Source organism: uncultured Roseibium sp. (assembly GCF_947499295.1).
In the GTDB taxonomy this organism is placed as follows: Bacteria; Pseudomonadota; Alphaproteobacteria; order Rhizobiales; family Stappiaceae; genus Roseibium.
In genome coordinates this window covers 15,377-35,985 of sequence record NZ_CANMNP010000020.1, presented here as the reverse complement: position 1 = coordinate 35,985, position 20,609 = coordinate 15,377, and the positions used below count along the sequence as shown (strand labels likewise).

The following is a 20,609-nucleotide window of genomic DNA, read 5'->3' as shown; positions in this document are numbered from 1 at the left end:
CCGGGCCGCAGAAAAAGCTGGCGTTTTCTCGGTCTGGTTCTGGTTGGCATTGCGGCCCTTTGCCTCTCGATGATTGTCGCGGTTTCAGTTGGAGCCGTTCCGGTTCCGGCCGGAACAGTGCTTGGTGTTATTGCGAACAAGTTGGTTCCAGGTCTGTTTGACGTGACATGGTCGAGCGGCCGGGAAGCAATTGTCTGGGAAATCCGGTTTCCAAGGGTTCTGCTTGCGGGTTTTGTCGGCGCTGGGCTGGCCGTGGTCGGCGCTGCGCTGCAGTCCGTGACACGCAATCCGCTCGCTGACCCGCATCTTCTCGGGATATCATCGGGCGGTGCCGCTGGCGCGATCCTGGCCTTGCTTCACACTGGCCTTTTCCTTGGATTGCTAACCGTTCCGCTGATGGCGTTTGCCGGTGCACTTGTTGCAACGCTCGTGGTGCTCGGCGTCACGCGTTTTGCGGTTGCTACCAGCGCCGACAAGCTTGTGCTTGCCGGAGTGGCCGTCTCCTTCATCATCATGTCGCTTGCCAATGTGCTGATTTTTCTCGGAGACCCGAAAGCGACGCATACAGTTGTCTTCTGGATGCTGGGAGGTCTTGGGCTGGCCCAATGGCTCCATCTCCTGTTTCCGCTTGGCATTCTGCTCGTGACGGTTCCGTATCTCATGCTCAGGGCTGCGGATCTCAACGCCATGACCATCGGCGACGAGACTGCGGCAACGCTCGGTATCCCGGTGACACGTTTCCGTTTCACCGTGTTTGTCGTCGGCGCACTAATAACGGGTGTCATGGTTGCATTTTCCGGGATCATCGGATTTGTCGGTCTGATGATCCCGCATATTGCGCGGTTCCTGGTTGGGGGCAGTTATACGCGTGTCTTGCCTGCGTCATTGCTTCTTGGAGCGATTTTCCTGATCTGGGCAGATGTTGCAGCACGCACCTTGATGGCCCCGGAGGATATGCCCATCGGGATTGTGACCGGTCTGATCGGCGGCGTGTTCTTTATTGTCCTGCTGCGAGCGAAGACCGGCGGCGACCGCTGAACAGGATGAAAATGGCGATGGCCATGTTCAAGAGGTTCCAGGCAATACCGTTCAGGAATGCGGCTTCATAAGATCCGGTCAAATCGTAGATCAGGCCCGAGAGCCAGCCGCCAAGGGCCATACCCAGGATGGTCGACATGACCACGAGGCCGACACGTTGGCCCGCTTCTCTTGCCGGCAGGTATTCGCGCACGATGACGGCATAGCTCGGTACGATGCCTCCTTGTGAAAGTCCGAAGATCAGAGATACGAGATAGAGCGAGGCAAGGCCGTCAAAAGGTATGAACAAAAACAGTGAGAGACACTGTCCGACAGAGCCGAGCAAAAGTGTTTTGATGCCACCTATTTTGTCGGCGATGAGGCCTGAAGCCAATCGGCTGAGCACACCTGCACCTGTCATCAACGCGATCATGTCTGCGCCGGGTGCAACGCCATAACCCAGATCCACGCAATAAGCCACGATGTGAACCTGCGGCATCGACATGGCGACACAGCAAGCTATTCCGGCAATCACCAACAGCGTCTGGAGAGCTGCTGGCGACAAGCCTGTCGTCTGCCCACCGAAGCGGGCATGTACAGGTGCTGCCGACAATGCATTTTCAGGCGGGGGACGCCGCAGGATGAATGCCAATGGCACCATGGTCGAAATGCAGATTGCGGCGATGAGCAGGTAGGTGTCCCGCCAGTCAGTAAATCCAAGGCTCCATTGAATGATCGAGGGCCAAAGAACGCCAGCCAGGTAATTGCCGCAGGCAGCGCACCCGACAGCAAAACCGCGCCGCTTTAAGAACCAGTGCGAGATATCCGCGATCAAGGGACCAAAGGTTGCCGAGGTTCCAAGGCCGATCAAGAGGCCTTGGGCGACTGTGAAAAGCCACACATTCGGCGCAAGTGCGGCCAGAGCGAAGCCGGAACTTAAGAAAAGGGCAGAGACGATGACCGGGAACACGATCCCATACCGGTCAACAAACCTGCCGAGAATGTAGTTGCCGGCAGCAAATCCAAGCATGGTTGCGGTGTAGGGCAGGGCCGCATCGGCCCGGTCGATACCGAAATCGTTCTGAACGGCGGGCAGCACGATAACGACCGCCCACATTCCGGCTCCGCCAAGAGTTCCAAGCAGAATACAGATCGCCAGCCGGAACCAGGCGTATGGCCCGTCCTGAGAATAGGTATCAGGGGTCGCTGAGCTGGTCACTGTGACAAGGGCTCCGATGATGAAGTTCCGGGCTACCAGCTTTGCACAGCACAATCCAATTCAATTTGCTCATGAAATCGGTCAGAAATTTGAATGAATGGCTTGGGAGAGCTAGTCGTTGAGGCCGGTAAAGCGCTGCCAGAAAGAGTGGCAGCCGCCTCGTTGCCAACGTATTGCGGAATGTCTTTCAAATTGCCAACAAGGGGCCTCCCGATCGGAAAGCCCCTTTCAGCCGGATCAGACTGTACTTTCGGACGCGGCCAAGGTTTCTTCGATAAAGCTCCGCAGTGTTTTGGCGGGGCGACCGATAAGCTTTTCAAGGTCTCTTGAGGCAGTTTCAAGTTCGCCGGCCTCAGCGCCGCGATCCGCGTCAGCCAATGCTTTGGCAAGCCCATCCGGCAAGCCAGCCTGGACAAGCATTTCGGCGTAAGTCGTTTCGTCCAGATTGTTATACGCAATGGCGCGCCCGGACAGTCGGGAGAGCTCTTCGGCGAACTCGTGACGGGTGAACGCAGGTGTTCCACCAAGATCAAACGAACGTGTCGAGAGATCCGTGCCGGCAACCACTCTGGCAGCAGCTTCGGCATAATCCTCCCGCCCGGCAGCAGAAAACTTGCCGTCACCACTCGCACCTGTGACGGCTCCGTGGGCAAGTGCCGCGGCAAGAGTGCCGGCGAAGTTTTCAAGATACCAGCCGTTGCGCAAGATGGCGTGAGCGATGCCGCTCTCTGCAAGCAGCTTTTCCGTTTCAATGTGTTCAGCACCCAAAATCAAACTGGATTTGGGGACGTTCAACAAGCTTGTATATGCAATGAAATGCACTCCAGCTGCCTTTGCAGCATCGATGATTGCAGCATGTTGAGGAACCCGTTTACCCACTTCGGATCCTGAAATCACCAGAAGACGTTCAACTCCCGAGAGTGCGGCGGCAAGACTGGCCGGATCGTCATAGTCTCCCCTCACTACCGAGACTTGGTCCGAGGCAAGGTCTTGTCCTTTCGCCGGTGTTCGAACCAACGCGCGAACTTGTTTGCTGGTTTGGCTTGTAAGATGTCTCAGGACAAGACGTCCCAATTGGCCATTGGCGCCCGTGACTGCGATCATTGTGTTTCTCCTTCAAACGATCGGTGTTGGTTCGGATGCCTTCCATGTAGACGCAGTGCTTACTTTTTGTTAGTACATACAAAAAGGTTAGTTTTGAAGCCGTTCAAACCGGGGCTAAGACTTGGGAAGAAACATGACAGACCAGTCAGATAGCGCACCTTTGGCGGATGCCGGAACGTCAAAACCCTTGTCAGCGATGCTGCGGCAAGGGGAGCTTTTCAATCAAAACTGCCCTTCGCGCGAAATCCTGAAACACCTGACAAGCCGCTGGGGTGTTTTGGTGCTGATTGCGCTGTTGGATCAGGAGCACCGGTTTTCCGAGCTCAGGCGCAAAGTGGGAGGCGTCAGCGAAAAGATGCTGGCGCAGACATTGCAGACGCTTGAAGCGGATGGTTTCGTCAACCGTTACTCCCATCCCGTCGTACCGCCGCATGTCGACTACAGCCTAACCCCTATCGGGCAAGAAGTGGCACTAAAAGTACGCGACTTTGCCGATTGGATAGAAGTGAATATCGGGCGCATTCTCGCAGCTCAACAAGATACTGCGTGATGAATTGATGGAGCAGGGGGGGGAGGCATCACCCGGGCTGACTTGGCGGGCACAAGGTGACATTCTCACCGGATTCCAGTTTGAACCCAACACAGCCTGAACCCGAGTTTTCCGCTGGTACAATGCGCCTAAGGACGGGTGCAGAAAGCTCTATTTTCTTGATTTCTTTCAGGTGTCCGTCTGTAAGACCCACGACGCGCAGCTGTCGCAGATTGTCAGAAGGCACGACCAGTTCCGGACGACTGTCTCCAGTCCAAGAGATGTCCGCGGAGAGGTCCTGATGCCGCGATCCGATCTTGTGGTTGGAAAAACCTGGAAGTGATGCAATCGGCATGAGTTCCTTGCCCCGCCATTCAAGCACATAGAGCGTTCCGCCGATATGGGGTGTCTCGACGTAGGCAATCTGTTTTGACCCAGCCCCGGCGTAATCTGCAATGCCGGCAATGTTCAGCCACCTGTTGCTGCGGCCGATCGGTTCGTTGCTGGCAAGCTCAACAAGTGCGCTGCCGCGATTTCCGAAAATCGCGATGCTGCCACCTGCGTCTTGAAACGACTTGATGGTGATGATCTCGGGGTGACCATCTCCGTCCAGGTCGACAATCCGGGGAGTACGGTCCTCGAAAACCTGCGATCTTGGAAGGATGAGAGAAAATTTCCGTCCATCCCGAAATGCGACGTGCAATGCCCCGGCTTCGATAGCGTCGCCCAAGATGTTGTGACGATATCGATCGGTGGGGGCTCCATACCACGCTGCAACTGATTGGCCCTCAGGTGTCGTGTGAAGTGCGAATTCACCATCCGGCAATCCACGGTCGGGTCTTGTCTGTTGTCCGTTCCAGACGGTCTCGGGCAAGGCCGATACCGTGCTGGCACTCACTGGAGCAGCGACAAGTCCCACTGAAATCAGCACGAATGCGAAAGAAGCAATTAGTCGCTGCATCAATCTTAAACTCTCTTGTTGTTCATTCTGCTGCCGCTGTTCCAGCAACCGCAGTCGGTGTAGCAGCTGCCAGCAGGCAGTTTTGAGTTTCGGTGTCCATCGGAACCATCATCTCGATGGTCATGCCTTCAATGACTGCATCCTGAACCGATGCAAGTTGACCCAGCAAAGATGTCACACGAAGTCGGCTTCCATCCGGCCCCATGAACTCCACAGGTACAAAAACCGGGACATCTTCGCGAAAGGTTTCGTCCAGACCTTCAAGGATACCGCTGGCATGAGCCTCTTCAAGCAGATCTGCAAGTGCGGGATCCTCTGCAGCTTCACGGTAGAGCCTGGCGGCGAAGATCGGCGCTGCTTCCTCCCAATTCAGGATTCTTTCCCGAAAGGAGGATGACAGAAAGATCTTGAACAGATTGGCAGGCTGGTTCTGTAGGTCCGTCAGGCCACCCAGAAATAGTTTTCCAGGGGTGTTGAAGCGCAGGATGGTCCAGCGCTTGTCCAGGACAAAGGCCGGAAACGGCCAATTTGCAAGAAGACGGGTTTCAATGAGATCGAGTGCTTCCAAGACATCCGGCGAATCTTCTGCACGGCATTTGTAAGGGCTCGAAAAGCCGGCGGTTTCATAGAGGATCTGACTGCGTCCAACGGGCAGGGCAAGCTCTCGCTCGATCCGCTGGATCATATAGCGACTGGGCTGTGCGCGTCCGGTTTCAAGAAAAGAGACATGACGCTGCGTGGAGCCTATCCGTCCGGCAAATGCCTGCTGTGACAGACCACGTTCACGACGCAGGGATTTGAGTGAATTGCCGAAAGCCAGACTTTGCACATTCATTGATGAAACCGCCGGGTAGTGAGCGCCATAGTTCGGTTGATCCTGAATATTCCCTCCAAGGGAATTGCTGCGGATCGAAGAAAACTTAGGTTTGCCAAGGATCCCGCGCAACACACGAACTCTGGAGGTCGGAATGACGACATGGATCTTGGCTGTTCTCCTGCTTTACCTGGTACAGATCTATTTCAGTGCATTGTTTCTGCTGCCCTATGTCACCTTTTCGCAAATCGTTGGCGGTCGGGACGCAATGCCGGATCGCGGAAAATTTGCGCGCAGGGCGGATCGCGCCCTCGCCAACCTGAAGGAAAATCTGCCCTTTTTTCTGGTGCTTGGGGTTTTGTCGCTGATCGTTCCCGGGGCGAATATTGAGCAGGCGACTTTGGGGGCGAGCCTCTTTTTCTTCGCACGCCTCGCTTATGTACCCCTTTACGTCAGCGGTATCCCTTTTCTGAGGTCAATCGCCTATACCGCCGGACTTGCGGGCACTGTGATCATGGGGCTGGCAGTGGTCGGCTGACGAATGCCGGGCGCTAAAGGCGCCCGATTGCATTTACAGAAGGGAATTTGAAGGTGACTGCCGGAACCTGTCAGCTGTTTTCAGTCTCTTCTTCGGAAACGGTCGAGGGCGGCCTGCCGCCATGGATGAAGTTCATGGCATGTCCATTCAGGCAGTATCTCAAACCTGTTGGAGGCGGGCCATCTGGGAAGACGTGACCGAGGTGAGCATCACATTGCGCACAACGGATTTCCGTTCGGACCATGCCGTGGGAGCGGTCTTCAAGCTCACGAATTGCGTCTGTGTGAACGGCTTGGAAGAAGCTAGGCCATCCGCAACCGGCATCAAATTTGGTATCCGACATGAATAGCGGGGCATCGCAGCAAATGCAGTCGTACCGGCCGATCAGCTTGTTATCCCAATTAGGTCCGGTGAACGGGCGTTCCGTCCCGGATTGCCGCGTGACATAAAACTGTTCCGGCGTCAGCTGGTCCATCCATTCCGCGGTGGTTTTTCTCACCTTCGGTACATTCTGTCGCGTAGTACTGTCGCTCATTTCCCGTTTCCCACCGTTACCTTTGCCACGAAAATAGGGGCCGAACATGGCCTCGGCAAGTCATCTGCGGATTGCTAAGCGACACTATTTCGTTAGATAATTCATCACCGTCTTGACGCGGTTTCCGCCTTCTTGGCGAGCCTGGAAAACGCAGCTTTCGGCTGCGGCCAGAATGAATTCAGAATTCTCAGAAATTCCGGTCTGTTCGGGAACCGTACAAGCGGCGCCCACCGATGCGGTAACGATGCCATTGCCCGCCTTGTTGTCGGCATTTGGAATGCCAAGATCCTGGATCGCCTGATGGATATAGGCGCTGATCGTCTCAACACCCATCTCGTGTGTTCGTGGCAGTAGCAGGGAAAACTCAGACGTTGCGGTGCGCGCTGCGACATCGGCAGGCCTTCGAGCCGTCTCTTTCAGGGTTTTGGCAACTTGCGCCAGGCAAGTCTCGGCGGCGTTCGAACCATAGTGTTCCGCAATTGCGTCAAACCTGTCGAGAGAAACCTTGATGAGACTGGTGTGGGTCTGTTCGCGTAACGCTATAGCCCATTCTCGCTTGAGACTGTCTTCAAATGCGCGACGGTTGAACAGTCCTGTCAGCGGGTCGGTCTGGGAAGCGGCCTCGAGTTGGCTTTCCAGTTCTTTCTGCCGGGCGATGTTTCTGAAATAAACGGCATAGGCTTCTGGTGCGCCGCTCTCATCCCGAAGAATGTGGCTGCTGACTTCCGTCCAGACAAGCGGACCGAAGGCAGTGCGGAGTTGCAGATCGGCAAGAGGCAATGTGGCCGCAAATTCTGCGGTACCCGACAGGATCTGGTGGAGCAGTTCCGCATCACTGTTTGATGCTTCGACATACACAAGGTCACGCAGTTGCGCAGAGAGTTTTTCGGTACTCCAGCCAAAAAGCCGCTCAGCGGCGGGGGATATGAAGGTTGGGGTGCCGTCTGATGACAGGACAATCAGAGCATCGTTGCTGAGTTTTAAAAGTGTTTCAAAGTCGAGGCTGGACGGTCGGATCATATCCGTTGCCGACGAAAGACCTTTGTTGTCGTCTAGCGTCATTGTTGCCTCGCTCAGAATTCTGGTGGCAATTTAAAACTGAACGGTATCCAGCCGTCGAAATCAAGTGGTCTGAAAAGTTTCTTGCGCGCTTCGGACTGGCGGATGGAGAATTGGCTCCGGTCATCGGCACCGGCCACCATGAATTCCCGTCTTGTGATCTGTCACTTTGGCTCAAGCAGCTGGTCTCTCAGGCTGGCACTTACGGTAGAACTACCAGCTTGATTGGCAGCCAAACTGAAAATGCGCCTCTAAACACGTGAAAATCGTATCAGGAGCGCTTGAAACACAGTATCGCTTGCCTAAGACATGTCATAACTCTTCCTGACCGCTATTATCTTGCGGAATGGGAATTGATTCGAAGTCATATGTCCCGCCGATTTAGTTTGTGACGAAAGATCACCATGACGCCAGCAGCGATCGACGACACCACACTTTACGCCGTTCTGGCGCCATTTGCGGCCGCCGTGGTTGCCCCGATCCTGACACGCTGGTTCAAACACAATGCCGCATGGCCGCTGGCAATTGTTCCGGGAATGATTTTTCTGCACTTTGCCGGGTTCATTGGGCCCGTTTCCGAAGGTCAGACCTTTGTCGCTTCGATGGCTTGGGCACCCAGCTACGGAGTGAATTTTTCGGTCTATGTTGACGGGTTGTCGACACTTTTCGCCCTGCTGATTTCCGGTATCGGAACATTCATCATCCTGTACGCGGGCGGCTATCTGAAAGGCCACCCTCAGCAAGGGCGTTTCTTTTCCTTCCTGTTCATGTTCATGGGCGCGATGCTCGGGCTGGTGCTGTGCAACAATCTGATTTCGCTGTTTATTTTCTGGGAGCTGACGTCAATCACATCGTTCCTCCTGATTGGGTTCGATCACTTGCGAGCGGCGTCCCGACGTGCGGCAGTTCAAGCGCTTGTGGTGACCGGCGGGGGCGGACTTGTGCTCCTGGCAGGCTTTATTTTGATCATCAATGCGACCGGCGAAATCGAGATGTCGGTACTCCTGTCGTCCCCCGACATCATCAAGGACAGCGGTCTGTACGTCCCGATTTTCCTGCTGGTTCTCGGAGGGGCGTTTACCAAGTCGGCGCAGTTCCCGTTCCATTTCTGGCTACCCAATGCCATGGAAGCGCCGACACCGGTTTCGGCCTATCTGCACTCCGCCACAATGGTCAAGGCAGGTGTCTACCTGCTGATGCGGGTTCATCCATTGCTTGGAGATACCGCACTTTGGACGACGGTTCTGCCGCTCTTCGGCGGCATTACGCTTCTGGTTGGCACAATCCTGGCTGTCCGCATGACGGACCTGAAGCTGATGCTGGCCTATACGACCGTTGCCTCGCTCGGACTTCTCGTCATGTTGACTGGGACAAGCCACGAAAAAGCCCTTGAAGGAGCGGTGCTCTATCTGCTTGCGCATTCGCTGTTCAAAGGCGCGCTTTTCATGGTGGCCGGCACCATCGATCATGAAGCTGGAACGCGAGATATCACCAAACTTGGCGGGTTGCGCTCCGCGATGCCGATAACCTTTGTGGCGGCTTGTCTCGCGGCCCTTTCCATGGCCGGCTTGCCCCCGTTTATCGGCTTCATTGCAAAGGAAGTGCTTTACTACGGAACCTGGGGCTGGCTGGAACTGGGGCTACCGATCACTGTGACTGCCGTAATCGGCAATTCGCTAATGCTTGTGATTGCGGCTGCCGTTGCCATCAAGCCATTCTTTGGGCCAAAGGTCGACACCCCGAAACATGCTCATGAAGGGCCTATCCTTCTCTTCGCCGGACCTGTTTTCTTGTCTGTGACAGGTCTCGGATTGGCGTTGATTGCGCACACTACCGGCGTGCTGTTTGTTGGCCCGACCCTCTCGTCCCTGCTTGGTGAATTCAAAAGTATAGATCTTCACCTGTGGCCCACCAAGATCAACGCGCCGCTGATCCTGTCCGTGATAACGATAGGGCTCGGTATTGCCCTGTTCACACAGCTTGACCGTTTGCGCTCTTTCATCGCAAGTGTCCTTGCCGCGATCGGTTGGGGCCCCGACAAAGGATTTGACCAGTTCGTTTCGGGTATTGTTGGTCTCTCGGCGTGGATAACACGTCGCCTGCAAACCGGAAAAATGCACACTTACATGATGCTGACATTCGGGTTCACGGCCTTGGCAGTGCTTTTGCCCGGATACCTAACCAACAGCTTGCCGGCCATGCCGAAAATGCCGGAGTATCGCTTCTACGAATGGGGCATTTTCTTCATCGCCATCCTTGGACTGATCGCGGTGCTGATAGCCAAGACACGCCTGACTGCAATCGTCTCGCTCGGCATCCAGGGCTTTGCAGTTGCATTGATCTTCATGATGTTTGGCGCACCCGATCTGTCATTTACCCAATTCATGGTGGAGACACTGTCCGTTGTCATCCTTGCTCTGGTCATGACGCGGCTCAATCTTTCACCGCGCGATCATCGCACGGCTCCGGCTGCTCTCGGTACGGGTGTTATCGCTGCTGCGGTGGGGCTGGGTCTGACGCTGACCTTGCTTGCCATCACCCAGCAGCCGTTCGACAGTCGGCTGTCCGAGTTCTTTACCGAGTACAGCCGTTCGATCGCGCATGGGCGCAACATCGTGAACGTGATCCTGGTGGATTTCCGCGGTGTTGATACGCTCGGAGAGATTGCCGTGGTGGTGCTTGCCGGGCTTTGTGTGCTTGCTCTGATCCGCGTGCGAACCAAGCCAGAAGCAACGTCCGACGGGAGTGACCCGGATGTTGTGCAGACCCGGAAAGCGGAGGCACGATGATGCGCACGATTATTTTCCGCACCATTGCACCATACCTTGCCGCGCTCATGGTTCTGTTTTCGATCTTTGTGCTTCTGCGCGGCCACAACGAGCCGGGGGGCGGGTTCATCGGCGGGCTGATCGCAGCTTCCGCATTGGCGATCTACGGTATCGCTTGCGGTGTTGCTTCCGTGCGCAGGGCCATTGTGTTTCATCCGATGGGAGTGGCAGGTTTTGGTCTCTTTATCGGGGCATTGGCGGGAACCCTTTCGTTTTTCAAGAACCAGGCCTTCATGACCAGTCAATGGCTGATCTTCGATCTCTTTGGGGTTGAGATTCCCTTGTCCACACCGCTTGTCTTCGACATCGGCGTCTATCTGGTTGTCGTTGGCGCAATCGGTTCAATTGCCCTTGCTCTGGAAGAAAGGGAGACCGACTGATGGAGACCGGTGTTTCGATCCTGATTGGGCTGTTTTTTGCGGTGGCCGTTTATCTGATGCTGTCCAAGCAACTGGTGCGCATGTTGCTCGGTATTGCGATTTTGGGCAATGCGGTCAACATGCTCATTTTCACCAACGGACGGCTGACCCGCGAGGTTCCGCCCCTCATTCCGGAGCATCTCTATGTGCCGGAAATTGCCACTGCAAATCCGCTTCCGCAGGCACTCGTGCTGACCGCGATCGTTATTTCCTTTTCGTTCTTTGCATTCCTTCTGGTGCTGGCGTTTCGTGCCTACCAGGAACTGGGTACGGATGAAGTGAACCGGATGCGAGTCGCCGAACCTGAAAATGATCAAACTCCGCCGCAAGGGTACTGAGCTTTATGGCTGGTTCATCCGTTTCCGTTGACTATTCAGAAGCCATGGCAACAGCGCCCATAGCGTCGGGCGACTGGTTGGTGATCGCGCCGATCCTGATCACCATGCTGGGTGGTGCTGTTTGCCTGATGTTGCGCAAGAACACAGACATTCAGGCAAAGATGGGCATTGCGCTGCTTGGTTTGCTGGTGCTTGCCTCGCTCGGGCTTTTGATAAGAGTGCTGGATCATGGGGTTATAACCATGGTCATGGGCAGCTGGCTGCCACCGTTCGGTATTGCGCTGACCGCCGATGCGTTGGGGGCGACACTGACGCTCATCGGTGCGATTGTCGCTTTTTGCGCAGGTGTTTATGGAGCGTCCACCGTTGACAGTACCGGCCGTCGTTACGGGTTTTATCCTTTCCTCTTGCTGTTGATGACTGGTGTCAGCGGCGCTTTCCTGACCGCTGACATATTCAACCTGTATGTCTGGTTCGAGGTTCTGCTGATTTCCTCATACGGACTTCTCATCCTCGGAAATGACCGGATCCAGCTTGATGGTGCCGTCAAATATGGTGTTCTCAATCTTGTTGGCACAAACCTTTTCCTGATCGCGACAGGTCTGCTCTACGGGATCTTCGGCACGCTGAATATGGCCGATATCGCCATCAAGGTGGCTGAGCTGGAGAACCCGGCATCGGGTACTCTTGCGACGGTTGCAGCGCTCTACTTCCTTGCCTTTGCAATGAAGGCGGCCGCCTTTCCGGTCAACTTCTGGCTTCCGGCCTCGTACCACACGCCGAACATTGTGGTTTCGGCCGTCTTTGCTGGTCTTCTGACAAAGGTAGGGGTCTACGCGTTGATCCGCATTTTTGTGCTGATCCTGCCAGAGTCGCGCATCTTCATGTCGGATGTTATCGGATGGGTCGCGATTGTGACGCTTCTAACGGGTGCAATTGGAGCGCTTGCGCAAAGTGAGGTCCGCCGCTTGCTGGGCTATCTTGTGATCGCCGGGATCGGCTCCATGCTTGCCGGGGTTGCGGTTGGGTCTGTTCTGGCTGTCTCCGGAGCGATCTTTTACGCAGTCCATTCGATCATCGTCATGACGGCCCTATATATGGCATCGGGCATCATGAACCTCTTGGGAGGGTCTTATGATCTGCGCAAACTTGGCGGCCTCTACCAGAAAAACGTGACCTTTGCGGGTGTGTTTCTTGTTCTTGTCTTTGCCGTTTCCGGATTGCCGCCTTTTTCCGGCTTCTGGCCAAAAGTGATTTTGGTCGATGCTGCCTTCCAGGACGATAGGGTCTGGCTTGGCGCAGCAATCCTGATCAGTGGTTTCCTGACGACGCTCGCCATGGGCCGCGTTTGGATCTATGCATTCTGGCGTGGCGGGCCGGAAGGGACGCCCGATGGTCAAACCGCACAGTCGGTTGTCACCGATACGTCTCAGTTGACTGGCGCGGCTGTTTGGCTGCCGCTGGGAATTTTGACCGCGCTCATCATTTATTTCGGTTTGCAGCCCGAATGGATGCTGGAACTATCGACACAAGGCGCAAGTGGTGTCGTCGATCCGCTCGGCTATGTGCGCTCAGTCTTTGGAGGTGAGGGATGACTGGTCTCTTTCTCATAAACATCCTGCTCGCGCTTGCGTGGGGTGCCGTTTCGGGAAGCTTTTCTGAGATCAATCTGATCTTCGGATTCATCCTCGGGTTTGGCGCGCTCTATCTCATTCGCGAACAGGTTGGAACTGCCGGATATTTTGAAAAAATCGTCAAAGGGTTCGGCCTGGCTTTGTTGTTTGTATCGGAACTGGTTCTGTCCGCCTGGCGGGTCGCCACGATCGTATTGCGCCCGCGTATCGAATTGCAGCCAGGCATCATCGCATTGCCGCTGACAGTCGATCGCGATTTTGAGATCACAATGCTGGCGAACCTCATTACGCTGACGCCAGGCACCCTCTCTGTCGACGTTTCTGACGACAGGAAAGTGCTTTATGTTCACTGCATCGACGTTCCGGATCCACAGGCCACCATCGATGACATCAAAAATGGCTTCGAGCGCAAGATTCTGGAGGTGTTCAGATGAGCCCGCTTGAAAACTTCTCGTCGCAATTTTTAGGGGTCTCGGTGCACATCGCGCTGGTATTGCTGACAATTTCCTTCGTTGTGATTGTTATCCGCACGGTCAAGGGCCCAAGCCTGCCGGATCGTGTGGTCGCTCTGGACATGCTTGTTGCGGTCGGCATCGGCTTCATCGCTGCTATGGGCGTTTTGACGGGCTATTATCTTTATATCGACATTGCCATCACGCTTGGCCTCGTCGGATTTCTGGCAACTGTCGCCTTTGCGCGTTTCGTTTTGAACCGAGGTCTGGCAGGTGATGAGACCATCATGGAAGAAGTCGAAGAGAGCATTGAGCGCAGGAAGGCAGGACGATGACTGCTGTTGTGGAAATTGTGACCGGGCTGATGCTGATCATCGGCGCATCCTTCGCTCTAGTCGCGTCAATTGGTCTTTTGCGCCTGAAAGACGTTTACATGCGTACTCATGCAGCCTCAAAAGCGGGGACGCTCGGCTCGGGCGTAATGCTGCTCGCGCTTGCAGTTGACGCTGGCGACCTGGCTGTTGTGACCCGTGCCATTGCCGGTGTTGTGTTCTTCTTGTTGACTGCCCCTATTTCTGCCCACTTGTTGGCCAAAGCTGCGTACGCGGCGGGATATCGCCCCTGTGCCGATACAAAAGTGGATGCATTGGCCGAAATCATGCGGCCAAAGGGATAAGTGTGTTTGTGTTGTGATATTAGCTGATCAAAGTCAGTGCACTCGACTATACTTTTGGACCATTGTGAAACTAGGTGCATAGGAAACGGTCAATATTTGTAGAATTTTATTTTTATTGCCTTTAGCCGACTTTTATTTGTTTTGTGGGGTTGTCTGATCAGGACTCCGGCGATATAAGGCGGTGACAATCACCTGCAAAGTAGAATCGTTCCCGATTTCTAAGTTCGTAAGTAACTGATATTCCCAAGACACTTACGTCGCTTTCTTTTGTAGGTTTATAACGCAGTAAAATTTGAAATCAGTAGAGAACGGGTGAAAAATGACTGATAGTCCGGTGGATGCAAATCTCATTGATCTTACAGCAGACATCGTATCGGCTTATGTGAGCAACAACACGGTTGCTTCCACAGATCTGCCGGGCCTGATCAACGAAGTATACGGTGCCTTGCAGAAAACTGCGACCGCGTCGAACGAACCAGAGCCCGAGCCGCTGAAGCCCGCAGTGCCGATCAAGAAGTCGGTGATGCCGGATTACATCATCTGCCTGGAAGATGGCAAGAAGTTCAAGTCTCTCAAGAGACACCTTCGCACCCACTACAACATGACCCCGGAAGAGTATCGGGAAAAGTGGGACCTGGGCGCCGACTACCCGATGGTTGCGCCGAATTATGCAGCTGCACGCTCAGAACTTGCAAAGAAAATGGGTCTTGGCCAGCAGCGCAAACGCTCTAAATAATTCGATCTGGCTTTCTGCCGATCAAAGTAGAGCTGCCCTTGTGGCAGCTCTTTTTTTGTCAATCCGGTTTTGAGGAAATAGATCAATCCGCAGATAGTGATCCCTAAGCGGCGGTAAGTGCCTGCTCAGCATCGGAACGGATGCGGCCAACCATTGATTTCAATCCGTTGGAGCGCTGCGGGGTCAAATGCTCTTGCAGCCCAAGCTGCGCAAAAACCCCCTCGACATCCGTGTTCAGGATTTCCTGCGCGGTTTTGCCGTTAAAGAGTGCGGTTACCACCGCGACAAGCCCTTGCACAATCAACGCGTCGCTGTCGCCCTGGAAGGTCAAAACCGGCGTTCCTGCTTCATCTTTTTCAATTGCAGTGATGAGCCAGACCTGTGATACGCAGCCGCGAACCTTGAACCGGTCAGTGCGTTCAGCGTCGGTGAGCTCCGGAAGCTCCTTCCCCAGATCGATCAGATATTTGTAGCGGTCTTCCCAGTCGTCCAGAAAGTCGAAGGATTCCAGAATTTCGCTGAAACTTGTGGTCATGGCACCGGTCTTTGTTGGTCTTTCCCGTGTCATATAGCCTTTGTGACGGAAAGTACAAACCGGAGTTTTAGGCTGTCCCAATTGCTGTTGAATGATCTCGACTAGGCGCAAATGCATGATTGAAAATTGCAGAGCATGATCGGCAAAAAAGAAAAATCGCCGCAGATGAAATGGGCAGCTATTCATCTGCGGCGCAGCAGCACAGGGCTGCTGAAGTAAAGCCGTATTTGCGATGCCGATTGGAGAGGCATCGCTCAAGCGGGGGCAGTCAGCTGTTTTCGAGATTTAGTAAGCCAGGAGAATACGAAACAGCTATTCATTCAAGGTCAGGCGCCTGAGCGGGGCTTGGGACGCGGCACCGGCCCAATTTCTGTGTCCAGGCGCGTCAAGGCATCGAACACCGGTTGAGCTGTCGCAGTCGCCACTGCTGACTGCTGCTGTGTTTTTATACTCGTAGTGGTGGTCGAACCTGTAACGATGGGTTCCTGGCCAGGTTCATTCGCCATCTGCTGGTCCAGAAACTGGTAGACAATGCGCGCACCATCGCGCGCACGGCTTCCAATAGCCGAGAGAGCTTCGCCACCGGTTTCACACGCATCCGGATTTCGGCTGCAAAAGCTGCCGATGTCGGAAACGGTCGCCTGCGCCGCCAGATAGGCCGAAACAGGATTTACAGTCTCCACCGGCGTACTGTCTTCATCTGATCCGAGAGGAATCAGGACCAGCACCAAGGTGAGCCAGAAGGCTGTTCTCATCAAAAAGAACATGTCGCTACCCATAGTTTGTTCGATTTACACGTCATTTTTGCTGCCGACGTGCTTGTTATGAGGTCACCTTAGCAACGACTTGAGAATGTCCAGTTGAATCGGAAGGGGCAATTTTCATAAAATAAAACAGGCATTTAAGTCGACTTTTCTGAGAATTTGATTCAATTTTTATCTTTTCCGGCACAAGGTGCTGATTGCAGCGGTTTTTTCGAAAATTTTGGGCGATATGAATTCATCCTTTATCGTTCCTTAAGTGCTCCAGCCGACAATGGTCCTACAAGCGTTGCGGGTGATTAGGTCCGTGTCTGGTTTATGGTAGTAAAGAGTGCGTAACCTTCTGAATTTGCTGAATGTTTTTTGGGGGCATTGGACGACCCGTCTGGAAGGTATGATTCATCCCTCCGCGGCCACCGATGTTTTTTTGGCTCCCTTGCACCGATCTTTTCTCATCAGTGCCACAGTTGCAGGAACGTCCGCTCTCGTTGTCCTGCCACTGCATCTGGCACTTGCTGGACCTCCCCACGTCGTTGTGACGTTGATGTTGTCCTGGTTGCTCAGCCAATGGCCGCTTGCTCTTTACTTGTCTCGTTCGGGAACGCTTGACCGGACGATCGGCTTGTCCGCCAGTTTGTTTGCCGGATTTGTCGCTGCCATCTGTGTTTTGACAGGCGGTAGCACATCATTTGCGTTTCTCTGGCTGCTCGTTCCGCCCGTTGAAGCCGCGTTTTCGACAAGCCGCAAAACAACGTATGCCGTGACCTTGCTTTGCGCGGGCTTGATGATTGCTGTCTCTGTTGCTCCTGGAACGCTGGCGGGGATTGCTCCATTGCCAGCTGGTGTCACGCTTCTGGCAGGTGTTGCGGCAATTTTGTATGTTGGACTGCTCGCAATCCGTATTTCGACGGACCGGAAGCATGCCAGGTCTTTGATGAAGGCCTCCGAGGGGCGGCGTCAGCTGATCAATCAGTCGGTGTCAGAGGTCTTTTGCGAACTGAAGCCCGACGGAGGGCTTTCAGTCATGGGCGGGCCGGTTAAAGAACTGCTTGGCATCACGTCAGGCTTCAATTCTGACAGCTGGCTGTTTTCCAGACTTCATGTAGCCGACAGGCCACTCTATCTGACCAAGCTTTCCGAGGCTCGTAACGATAGTGAGGTGGCATCGTTTGATGTTCGCTTGCGCGTCGGTGCCTCCAGTCCGGGAGAAACAGGGCAGGCGGAGTATCGCAAACTGTCGCTCAAACTGCGGCCTCCAATTCAGGAAGCAGATCTGAGCGTCGAGGGACAGGGCTCGCTTCTACTGAGCCTGCGCGCGGCGGACGAGATGCCGATTGAAGCACTTTCGCAAACTCTCCCCGAAGAGATGAATACCAGGCTCGAGCGTATTTCAGCGCAAATGCAAGAGACGGCTGGCCGGGGTGCTCGGACAGCCCTTGAAAATGTGTTGTCTCGCGCAGCGGACCTGGAAAACATCGATCTTGCATTCGACCAACGCCGAGTTGAAGACGCAGCAAGAGACATTAGGAGATCCGGTCAAGTCGGCCTTTCCTCACTGGCTGAACTCTCCGACCTGATAGTAGGGCAGCAAGGAGACCTCGAACCGGTCTTTGCCAAGACCGACATCGTTTCAGCATTGGAGTTCTGCCTTGAAAGGGTCGGACCGGCAGCAGATCGCCAGGGTGTGCAAATTGAAACCAGCTGTGGTCAAAACCTACCGCTTGTGTTTGTCGATGGAACGCTGGTGCGCAAGGCAATGTGTTTCGTGTTGCTGGATATGATTGCGACAAGTGGTTCTGGCGCAAAAATTCTGTTGGAGGCAAACTGCAGTCTTGCCGGGTTTGAGCTGCTGTTTTCCGTCAAGGACCGGAAATCGAGCCTGCAATGGAGCTCCGAAGGCAGCAAACCGGTCCTGACTTTTGCCGCAGATCTTCTTGAACGCACCAATGCCTGTCTGAAGGTTCAAACGATGCTGGGGCATGGCGAAAGTGTTTGCATTCGTCTGCCGGCCCGTACCGCGCCTTTCAAGGATGTTTCAACCGATGCTGATCAGGCCCAAACGCGGCCAATGGCCAAGACGGCTTAGGAGGCGGATATGGCTCGAAACGCAAAATCTGCAAAGCCTCGGAAGGCGTCGGAGTTAAAGGAAAACGATTCGATCATGGCAAGAGCCGGTCATGTCGCCCTGGACAACCCTGTTGCGGCAGGCGGGACAGTGGTCATGGGATTGACTGCGTGTCTGATCGTGGCAAATGCTCTCGGTCTACAACCGGGACGTCATCCGGCTCCATTCTTTGCGACACGGGACCTTCCGGACGACATGCAATTGCCGGAACCGGACGGTCGGACCGGAGATCTCAAGATCCAGGAAATTTCCACTCTGGTGCTTGATGTTCAAATTTCGTTGCGCAAGATCGGGCTCTATGAAGGACCGTTGGACGGAATAAACGGCCCGGCGACAGAACGTGCAATCCGATCCTATGAGCGTAAGGTGGGACAGGTTGAAACCGGACAGGCAAACGAAGCCCTTCTTGCACTTGTCCTCATGCATGGGGATACGCCGCTTGAAGCCCAGATACCCGTGCCACGGAAGAAACCCGGATTTTCCGGAACCCTTGCCAGCGCTCCTGAACTATCGACAGGTCCGGGAATCGACGCCGACCCGAAGTTGTTGAAGGTGCAAAAAGCGCTTTCCGACCTTGGCTATGGACCTCTCAAAGCCGACGGGCTCATGGGCCTCAACACCACAACGGCGATCAAGCGTTTCGAACTTGATCGTGGCTTGCCAATCACCGGAGAACCCGGGGCAAAAGTGATCGAACGGCTCGAAATGATTAGCGGACGCGCACTTGCCGGCTGATTTACCCGGGTGACAAATCTGCTAAGACAGGGAACCTTCTTCACGATTGGATCCCGCTTATGCAGATGCGCGTTACCTCCGACTTCTTTGTCAGTGCTCTCGTTCGCCAGATCTTCGGAGAGGGGGGCTTTGCGGCCGTCTCAAAGCGGGGAGCACCTGAAGCCGGTGCGGTCTTCATCTGTGTGGACCGCCTCGATGGCAGTTTTGACTTTTATGCGCCTGCACCGCAATCCATGTTCGATGAACGTCCAGAAACCAGGCTGTTTGAGCGGCGATTTGAAAAAACGGACCGCGAGACGATTGACGCCCGGCTTAAGAGTGAAGCGCGCATGGATCCGGACTACTGGCTGGTCGATATCGAAGCGCGAGAGGGAAAGGTTGAATTGCCGCTGGCAGAGGAAGGTCAGAACGAGCCCAATCCGGCGGACAGCTTCTTTCGGATCTAGTTTCCGGAACTTTTTTGTTCCAACCCTTTTTCCAGGTTCGGCAATTCCTTTTGACCAACAGTTTGGCGTTTCTTGCCGGCCTCATAGAGAGCAGCGTGCCGGGGGTCACCGGTAATTTCTAACCGATCACCCAATGTCCACTGGCCAACCAGCACTTCCGAAGCGCCTGAACTGATTGTTTGATGCAATCGCAGCAGCAGGCGAATGGTCTCCAGGGAGGTAGCTTCACCGTACATGCGGATCAGTACGGTCGCCAACTGAGACTTGTTTGTTCCAAGGGCTTTCAAGGCGACTGCCAAGCCGTCCGCCTGATCGGTTTGCAGCAGAAGATCACAGGTGGCGAGGGGCAAGCCAAGTCCTTGTGAAAGCAAATTCGCAAAGCGTGATCTGTTCTGACTCAGTGCTTCTGTCACCAGAGCATCGCAAAGTTGAAGCCGTGCCGCGTCTGTGCGGATGTCTCGGGACCTTCGCGGTGCTTGAGCCTGACTGACGAGGCTGGTCATTTCAGCAGCGGCAATTGCCTTTGATTTCAGTTTCGTCGGCAGTTGCAAAAACTGCCCCATCAGACCATCGGGGTTCAGAGCGTCGTGGTGAGCCATTTCCGCACTCAGGTCTGCAACGATGTCCTGCCGGCTGTTCAGGACAGACTTTTGCCGCTGAGTGAGAAGAACGTCGCTCCGATCGAGCAGGATCCTGACAACACTCGAACCAGCGTTTTCGCATAAAGAGGTGACAATCGATTCGGGCAGCGAAGCACGGTTTGCGATTGCCTGTCTCAGTGTGTCGGGGCCTGAGACGGCGGTCTCGTGAAGGAGATCCACAGAAAGGCGAGCACTGTAACGAAGCGCCGGATAGGCGGTCAGGTGGTCGTTGTGACGGGCCAAGTGCTGCAAAAGATCGTCTGGCGTTTCGGTGTGCGGCGCAAGTAGCGAGGCAATTCTTCGGCGGTCTTCCGAGCTTGTCGCAGATATCAGATTGCGAGCCAGTTCCGAAAAAATCTCTTGTTCTTCAATATCATGGTGACTTCTGGCAACAAAGAGTTCTGTCGCAGCAAGCAACACGCCACCGTCACAAGCAGAGCCTGCAATCGGTTTTCGGCCAAAAGAGGGAAACGGTTTAGTCTGATTGAAACGTTGGTTTTGGCGCAT

General features: G+C 54.6%; 23 protein-coding genes. 14 read left to right on the top strand and 9 right to left on the bottom strand.

The genetic code is table 11. The annotated features are described in order from the left end of the window. Window positions 1–69: 69 nt before the first annotated feature. The gene (locus tag Q0835_RS24960) at window positions 70–1,038 is read left to right on the top strand and encodes an iron ABC transporter permease (RefSeq protein WP_298965522.1); all 969 of its coding nucleotides are present in this window, start codon (window positions 70–72) and stop codon (window positions 1,036–1,038) included. Here the strand turns inward: Q0835_RS24960 and Q0835_RS24955 are convergent. Together Q0835_RS24955 and Q0835_RS24950 are read right to left on the bottom strand one after the other, a co-directional pair. Beyond that, window positions 998–2,236 (bottom strand): MFS transporter, encoded by a 1,239-nt coding sequence (locus Q0835_RS24955; RefSeq protein WP_298818510.1) that lies wholly within the window; start codon window positions 2,234–2,236, stop codon window positions 998–1,000. The two genes, Q0835_RS24960 and Q0835_RS24955, sit on opposite strands and share 41 nt — an antisense overlap. A 237-nt stretch (window positions 2,237–2,473) precedes the next feature. After that, the gene (locus Q0835_RS24950; RefSeq protein WP_298965335.1) at window positions 2,474–3,340 is read right to left on the bottom strand and encodes an SDR family oxidoreductase; all 867 of its coding nucleotides are present in this window, start codon (window positions 3,338–3,340) and stop codon (window positions 2,474–2,476) included. Window positions 3,341–3,473: 133 nt separating this feature from the next. On the opposite strand from Q0835_RS24950, the gene Q0835_RS24945 reads away from it, so the two are divergent. Further along, window positions 3,474–3,890: a helix-turn-helix domain-containing protein gene (locus Q0835_RS24945; protein ID WP_298965332.1), complete on the top strand. Its 417-nt coding sequence runs from the start codon at window positions 3,474–3,476 to the stop codon at window positions 3,888–3,890. A gap of 28 nt (window positions 3,891–3,918) precedes the next feature. Here the strand turns inward: Q0835_RS24945 and Q0835_RS24940 are convergent, their stop codons facing one another. Together Q0835_RS24940 and Q0835_RS24935 are read right to left on the bottom strand one after the other, a co-directional pair. Next, window positions 3,919–4,830, bottom strand: a complete 912-nt coding sequence (locus Q0835_RS24940; protein ID WP_298965329.1) for a VCBS repeat-containing protein — start codon at window positions 4,828–4,830, stop codon at window positions 3,919–3,921. A gap of 22 nt (window positions 4,831–4,852) precedes the next feature. After that, window positions 4,853–5,665 carry a helix-turn-helix domain-containing protein gene (locus tag Q0835_RS24935; RefSeq protein ID WP_298965326.1) on the bottom strand — a complete coding sequence of 271 codons (813 nt, stop codon included), beginning with the start codon at window positions 5,663–5,665 and terminating at the stop codon, window positions 4,853–4,855. 133 nt (window positions 5,666–5,798) lie between these two features. On the opposite strand from Q0835_RS24935, the gene Q0835_RS24930 reads away from it, so the two are divergent. Continuing rightward, a complete protein-coding gene (locus tag Q0835_RS24930) occupies window positions 5,799–6,182 on the top strand; it encodes an MAPEG family protein (RefSeq protein WP_298965323.1) in 384 nt (127 codons plus the stop codon). A 70-nt stretch (window positions 6,183–6,252) separates the two neighbouring features. Here Q0835_RS24930 and msrB read toward each other — a convergent pair whose 3' ends face one another. Next, window positions 6,253–6,717, bottom strand: a complete 465-nt coding sequence (gene msrB, locus Q0835_RS24925) for a peptide-methionine (R)-S-oxide reductase MsrB (protein ID WP_298818523.1) — start codon at window positions 6,715–6,717, stop codon at window positions 6,253–6,255. 84 nt (window positions 6,718–6,801) lie between these two features. Further along, on the bottom strand, window positions 6,802–7,779 hold the full coding sequence (locus Q0835_RS24920) for a diguanylate cyclase (RefSeq protein ID WP_298965320.1): 978 nt from the start codon (window positions 7,777–7,779) through the stop codon (window positions 6,802–6,804). A gap of 401 nt (window positions 7,780–8,180) precedes the next feature. Here Q0835_RS24920 and Q0835_RS24915 point away from each other — a divergent pair, with 401 nt between their 5' ends. The 8 genes from Q0835_RS24915 to Q0835_RS24880 all read left to right on the top strand — a co-directional run bounded on the left by Q0835_RS24915 (window position 8,181) and on the right by Q0835_RS24880 (window position 14,859). Then, window positions 8,181–10,565, top strand: coding sequence for a putative monovalent cation/H+ antiporter subunit A (locus Q0835_RS24915; protein WP_298818526.1), 2,385 nt, complete (start codon window positions 8,181–8,183; stop codon window positions 10,563–10,565). Beyond that, window positions 10,565–10,984 (top strand): Na(+)/H(+) antiporter subunit B, encoded by a 420-nt coding sequence (locus Q0835_RS24910; protein ID WP_298818622.1) that lies wholly within the window; start codon window positions 10,565–10,567, stop codon window positions 10,982–10,984. The genes Q0835_RS24915 and Q0835_RS24910 overlap by 1 nt, the downstream gene beginning before the upstream one ends. After that, the gene (locus Q0835_RS24905) at window positions 10,984–11,361 is read left to right on the top strand and encodes a Na+/H+ antiporter subunit C (protein ID WP_298818528.1); all 378 of its coding nucleotides are present in this window, start codon (window positions 10,984–10,986) and stop codon (window positions 11,359–11,361) included. Before Q0835_RS24910 ends, Q0835_RS24905 begins: the two co-directional genes overlap by 1 nt. A gap of 5 nt (window positions 11,362–11,366) precedes the next feature. Further along, window positions 11,367–12,956 carry a Na+/H+ antiporter subunit D gene (locus tag Q0835_RS24900; protein WP_298965317.1) on the top strand — a complete coding sequence of 530 codons (1,590 nt, stop codon included), beginning with the start codon at window positions 11,367–11,369 and terminating at the stop codon, window positions 12,954–12,956. Next, entirely contained in the window at window positions 12,953–13,429 is a 477-nt protein-coding gene (locus Q0835_RS24895) for a Na+/H+ antiporter subunit E (RefSeq protein ID WP_298965315.1), read from the top strand. Before Q0835_RS24900 ends, Q0835_RS24895 begins: the two co-directional genes overlap by 4 nt. Next, window positions 13,426–13,782 carry a cation:proton antiporter gene (locus Q0835_RS24890; protein WP_298818534.1) on the top strand — a complete coding sequence of 119 codons (357 nt, stop codon included), beginning with the start codon at window positions 13,426–13,428 and terminating at the stop codon, window positions 13,780–13,782. Before Q0835_RS24895 ends, Q0835_RS24890 begins: the two co-directional genes overlap by 4 nt. Further along, window positions 13,779–14,123 (top strand): monovalent cation/H(+) antiporter subunit G, encoded by a 345-nt coding sequence (gene mnhG / locus Q0835_RS24885; RefSeq protein ID WP_298818536.1) that lies wholly within the window; start codon window positions 13,779–13,781, stop codon window positions 14,121–14,123. The genes Q0835_RS24890 and mnhG overlap by 4 nt, the downstream gene beginning before the upstream one ends. Before the next feature lie 319 nt (window positions 14,124–14,442). Then, window positions 14,443–14,859: a MucR family transcriptional regulator gene (locus Q0835_RS24880; RefSeq protein WP_152501239.1), complete on the top strand. Its 417-nt coding sequence runs from the start codon at window positions 14,443–14,445 to the stop codon at window positions 14,857–14,859. A 103-nt stretch (window positions 14,860–14,962) separates the two neighbouring features. On the opposite strand, the gene Q0835_RS24875 is transcribed toward Q0835_RS24880, so the two are convergent. Beyond that, window positions 14,963–15,394 (bottom strand): SufE family protein, encoded by a 432-nt coding sequence (locus Q0835_RS24875; protein WP_298965312.1) that lies wholly within the window; start codon window positions 15,392–15,394, stop codon window positions 14,963–14,965. Between the two features lie 326 nt (window positions 15,395–15,720). Further along, window positions 15,721–16,161 (bottom strand): DUF5330 domain-containing protein, encoded by a 441-nt coding sequence (locus tag Q0835_RS24870; protein ID WP_298818540.1) that lies wholly within the window; start codon window positions 16,159–16,161, stop codon window positions 15,721–15,723. A 388-nt stretch (window positions 16,162–16,549) separates the two neighbouring features. On the opposite strand from Q0835_RS24870, the gene Q0835_RS24865 reads away from it, so the two are divergent. From Q0835_RS24865 to Q0835_RS24855, 3 genes are all read left to right on the top strand, one after another. Further along, a complete protein-coding gene (locus tag Q0835_RS24865) occupies window positions 16,550–18,241 on the top strand; it encodes a hypothetical protein (protein ID WP_298965309.1) in 1,692 nt (563 codons plus the stop codon). Between the two features lie 9 nt (window positions 18,242–18,250). Beyond that, window positions 18,251–19,015 (top strand): peptidoglycan-binding protein, encoded by a 765-nt coding sequence (locus tag Q0835_RS24860; protein ID WP_298965306.1) that lies wholly within the window; start codon window positions 18,251–18,253, stop codon window positions 19,013–19,015. Window positions 19,016–19,080: 65 nt separating this feature from the next. Beyond that, entirely contained in the window at window positions 19,081–19,461 is a 381-nt protein-coding gene (locus tag Q0835_RS24855; protein WP_298965516.1) for a DUF1491 family protein, read from the top strand. Here Q0835_RS24855 and Q0835_RS24850 read toward each other — a convergent pair. Next, window positions 19,458–20,522, bottom strand: a complete 1,065-nt coding sequence (locus tag Q0835_RS24850) for a DUF2336 domain-containing protein (protein ID WP_298965303.1) — start codon at window positions 20,520–20,522, stop codon at window positions 19,458–19,460. The two genes, Q0835_RS24855 and Q0835_RS24850, sit on opposite strands and share 4 nt — an antisense overlap. Window positions 20,523–20,609 lie beyond the last annotated feature (87 nt).